Source organism: Streptomyces atriruber (assembly GCF_001418325.1).
Lineage (GTDB): Bacteria > Actinomycetota > Actinomycetes > Streptomycetales > Streptomycetaceae > Streptomyces > Streptomyces atriruber.
Genome location: NZ_LIPN01000317.1, coordinates 1 through 4329, shown reverse-complemented (window position 1 = coordinate 4329; position 4329 = coordinate 1). Strand labels below are relative to the sequence as shown.

The following is a 4329-nucleotide window of genomic DNA, read 5'->3' as shown; positions in this document are numbered from 1 at the left end:
GGGCGGGGGCATGAGGTTGCGGGGGGTCGGCGCACCAGAAGCACGGTGCGTGGTGGAAACTGTTTGGTGGCCACGGACGTTGTGAGGATGTCTGGCTCACCGATGAATGCCGGTGTGTGCAATCAGTGTTCGTCCTGCCCCACGGGCGGGTCTGTTTCGGTCAAGGGGAATCGCCCGTGAAGTTGTTTGCGAAGTTGTTCGGCAAGAGTGCACGTGAGGACAGCGGCAATCCGGCCACTGCCCGGCACCGTGCACAGCGCCATGGAGATGCCGAGGAGCAGGGCGCCGGCCGCCCGATGTTCCGGGACCAGGTCGCTGGTCCAGGTGGTGACAATTCGGGCGGACAGGGCGCGTCATCTGTTGACCCTGCCGGTCCCGGCCGCATAGGTTTCGGGGAACCTTCAACCTCAAGTACGGGTGGAGGGTTCGCCCCCGGCCCGTACGGATCGAATGCCCCCGAGGGACAGCCGCGGCAGGAGGACCAGTCCATGGCCCTGGTGTGTACGAGGTGCGGGAACCGCAACGCCGAGGCGAGTCGGTTCTGCTCCAACTGCGGTGCGCCGCTGCGGGCCGGAGCCGCGCCGGAGCGCGCGTCGGAGACGACCTCGACGATCTCCATCTCGGGCCTGGAGGCCTACGACGCCGAGGTGACGGGGCAGAACCCGTCTCCCGCGCTCTCTCCGGAGGCGCAGGCCGCCGTGGACGCGCTGCCGCTCGGTTCGGCGCTCCTCGTGGTGCGTCGCGGTCCGAACTCGGGCAGTCGTTTCCTGCTCGACGGCGAGCTGACCACCGCGGGCCGTCACCCGCAGAGCGACATCTTCCTGGACGACGTGACCGTGTCGCGTCGTCACGTGGAGTTCCGCCGGGTCCAGGACGGTTCCTTCACCGTCGCGGACGTGGGCAGCCTCAACGGCACGTACGTCAACCGGGAGCGGATCGACTCGGTCTCGCTCTCGAACGGCGACGAGGTGCAGATCGGCAAGTACCGACTGGTCTTCTACGCGAGCCAGCGGGCCGTCGGCCTCTGACCCTCCCCCCGGCGCCGTCTGGGGGGACAACCCCCAGGGAAGGTCCATGCTTCAAACACCGAGGGGCGGTGCCGGTAGCGGCACCGCCGCCGCGGACCGTCGGCTGATGAGCATCGGTGCCGTGCTGAACGAACTGCGTGACGAATTTCCCGAGGTCACGATCTCGAAGATCCGGTTCCTGGAGGCCGAGGGGCTCATCGAGCCCCAGCGCACGCCTTCCGGGTACCGGAAGTTCAGCCCGGAGGATGTCGAGCGGCTCGGTCACGTCCTGAGGATGCAGCGGGACCACTATCTGCCCCTCAAGGTCATCCGTGAGCACCTCGACGCGCTGGAGCGCGGTGAGAGGCCTCCTCTGCCGTCCCTGGGGCGTCAGCGGGACGTCGGCGATGTCCGGGGCCCGGACGACGTCGAGGGGCCGACGGCGGCCCGTGTGGGCCGTGACGAGCTGCTGGCCGCCGCCGAGATCGACGAGGGACAGCTCCACGAGTGGGAGACGTACGGCCTCGTCGCGCCGTTGCCGGACGGCGGGTACGACGCGGAGGCCGTCACGGTCGCCTCGCTCGTGGTCGAGCTCGGCCGGTTCGGCATCGAGCCACGGCACTTGCGGGTCATGAAGGCCGCCGCGGAGCGTGAGGCCGGGCTCGTCGACCAGGTGGTCGCGCCGCTGCGCCGGCACCGCAATCCGCAGACCAGGGCCCATGCCGAAGCTCGCACCAAGGAGCTGGCCGGTCTCACCGGGAGGCTGCATTCGGCGCTCGTGCAGACCGCGCTCGGCGTCAGATTGCCCTGACTCGACCGCTCCCGGCCGTTACTCGGCGGGTGCCCGACTACCCAAACCTGCCAGCCACGTCCTAGGGTTGCTGTGTGAACGAGCTCGACGTCGTAGGTGTCCGGGTCGAAATGCCCTCCAACCAGCCGATCGTGCTCCTGCGTGAAGTGGGAGGCGACCGGTACCTCCCCATCTGGATCGGACCAGGTGAGGCGACCGCCATCGCCTTCGCGCAGCAGGGCATGGCACCCGCACGGCCGCTGACCCATGACCTTTTCAAGGACGTGCTCGAAGCGGTCGGCCAGGAGCTCTCCGAAGTGCGCATCACGGACCTGCGAGAAGGCGTCTTCTACGCGGAGCTGGTTTTCGCCAGCGGTGTCGAAGTGAGTGCGCGGCCGTCCGACGCCATAGCGCTGGCGCTGCGGACCGGGACGCCGATCTACGGCAGCGACGGCGTCCTGGACGACGCCGGCATCGCGATCCCGGACGAGCAGGAGGACGAGGTGGAGAAGTTCCGCGAGTTCCTCGACCAGATCTCGCCCGAGGACTTCGGCACCAACAGTCAGTGAGCCGCTTCTGACGGCCCGCGTCGGGCCATTCGGCTAGCCTTTCCCCGCGGTGAGGTACGGGAAACCACTCTCAGGGTGATTATCACTCGGCGTGCCGAGTGTGGCGATCGTTGACGAGCCCCTGGCGACTGCCTACCGTCGAGAAGGCAGTTCAAGGAGGGAGGTCGGCGTGAGAAGCAGCGGCGACGGTACGGCGACGGGCGGTCCGTACCCGATCCACGGCGGTGCGGTCGATCACTCTCCGAACCGACCGATGGCGGTCCAGGGGAGCGGCGACGCCACGTCCGGGCAATCCGAGCAGGTCGGCTACCGCGGTCCCACCGCGTGCGCGGCCGCGGGCATCACTTACCGGCAGCTCGACTACTGGGCCCGTACGGGCCTGGTGGAGCCCAGTGTGCGGGCCGCGGGCGGCTCCGGGACGCAGCGGCTCTACAGCTTCCGCGACGTGGTCGTCCTCAAGATCGTGAAGCGTTTCCTCGACACCGGGGTGTCGCTGCAGAACATCCGCACGACCGTCCAGCACCTGCGCGAGCGCGGGTTCCGTGACCTCGAGCGGATGACGCTGATGAGCGACGGGGCGACGGTCTACGAGTGCACGACGTCCAGCGAGGTCCACGACCTGCTCCAGGGCGGCCAGGGGGTCTTCGGGATCGCCGTGGGCGTCGTCTGGCGGGACGTCGAGGCCGCACTGTCCCAGCTGCACGGCGAGCGCATCGACACCGGGGAGACGCTCGTCGGGCACAATCCGGCCGATGAGCTGGCCCGAAGGCGCAACAGGGCCGTCTGACGCCGCGTTGTCAGTGGCGTAGGGCAGCATCAGAGGTGTGAGAAGCACGCCGACGATCCTGCATCTGGACATGGATGCCTTCTACGCGTCCGCGGAGCAGGCCGCGAAGCCCAGCCTGCGGGGAAAAGCCGTGGTGGTGGGCGGGCTCGGGCCGCGCGGTGTGGTGGCCACCGCTTCCTATGAGGCGCGGCGTTTCGGTGTGCACTCGGCGATGCCCACGGGGCAGGCGCGCAGGCTGGCGCCCAACGCCGCCTATCTCGTGCCCCGCTTCGGGCTGTACCGCGAGATCAGCGAGCAGGTGATGGGGCTGCTGCGGGAGCTGTCGCCGCTGGTGGAGCCGCTCAGCCTGGACGAGGCCTTCGTGGACCTCGAGGCCGGGGGCGTCGCCGACGACGCGGAGTCGGCCAGGGCCGTGGGGGAGCGGCTGCGCGCGGACATCAGGGAGGTCACGGGGCTTTCCGGGTCGGTGGGGCTCGCCGTCTCCAAGATGCTGGCGAAGATCGCCTCCGAGGAGGCCAAGCCCGACGGGCTCAAGCTCATAGCGCCGGGGACGGAGAGGGCGCTCCTGGGGCCGATGCCGGTGCGGACGCTGCCCGGTGTGGGGCCCGCCACGGGCGACCATCTGCGGCGGGCCGGGATCCTCACGGTCGCCGAGATCGCGGAGGCCGGTGAGGACGAGCTCGTGCGGCTCCTGGGCAAGGCTCACGGGGGCTCTCTGTACGCGATGGCGCTCGCGCACGACGAGCGGCCCGTGGTGGCCGAGCGGGAATCCAAGTCGGTCAGCGTCGAGGACACGTACGACGTGGACATCCACGACCGGGTGCGGGTGAGGGCGGAGGTGGCGCGGCTCGCCGAGCGGTGTGTGCAGCGGCTGCGGGCGGCGGGGCACTCGGGGCGGACCATCGTGCTCAAGGTGCGGAGGTTCGACTTCTCCACGCTGACGCGGTCCGAGACGCTGCGTGGGCCCACGGACGACCCCGGGGTGGTGCGGGAGGCCGCGGCGCGGTTGCTGGAGGCCGTGGACACCACGGGCGGGGTCCGGCTCCTCGGAGTGGGCGTCACGGGCCTCGCGGACTACACGCAGGAGGACCTCTTCGCGCAGGCGCAGGCAGATGCGCAGGCTCAGGCGGCGGTGGAGACCGAGGCGCAGGCCGGGGCGGGGGAGGAGTCCCCGGA

General features: G+C 69.9%; 5 protein-coding genes. All 5 read left to right on the top strand.

Annotation, left to right across the window (positions count from 1 at the left end):
• Window positions 1-59 precede the first annotated feature (59 nt).
• A complete protein-coding gene (locus AOK03_RS41345; protein ID WP_079075023.1) occupies window positions 60-1028 on the top strand; it encodes an FHA domain-containing protein in 969 nt (322 codons plus the stop codon).
• 46 nt (window positions 1029-1074) lie between these two features.
• A complete protein-coding gene (gene ftsR, locus AOK03_RS29190) occupies window positions 1075-1818 on the top strand; it encodes a transcriptional regulator FtsR (protein ID WP_055568360.1) in 744 nt (247 codons plus the stop codon).
• A gap of 74 nt (window positions 1819-1892) precedes the next feature.
• Window positions 1893-2366 (top strand): bifunctional nuclease family protein, encoded by a 474-nt coding sequence (locus AOK03_RS29185; protein WP_030794342.1) that lies wholly within the window; start codon window positions 1893-1895, stop codon window positions 2364-2366.
• Between the two features lie 169 nt (window positions 2367-2535).
• Window positions 2536-3153, top strand: coding sequence for a MerR family transcriptional regulator (locus AOK03_RS29180; protein WP_079075022.1), 618 nt, complete (start codon window positions 2536-2538; stop codon window positions 3151-3153).
• Window positions 3154-3190: 37 nt separating this feature from the next.
• Window positions 3191-4329: DNA polymerase IV (locus AOK03_RS29175; RefSeq protein WP_107098134.1), on the top strand; the 1139-nt coding region annotated here is incomplete at its 3' end.

What these genes read in the sequence shown, in the direction of transcription:
- ftsR (WP_055568360.1), top strand. Translation starts at nt 1,075, where the DNA reads ATGCTTCAAACACCGAGGGGCGGTGCCGGTAGCGGCACCGCCGCCGCG.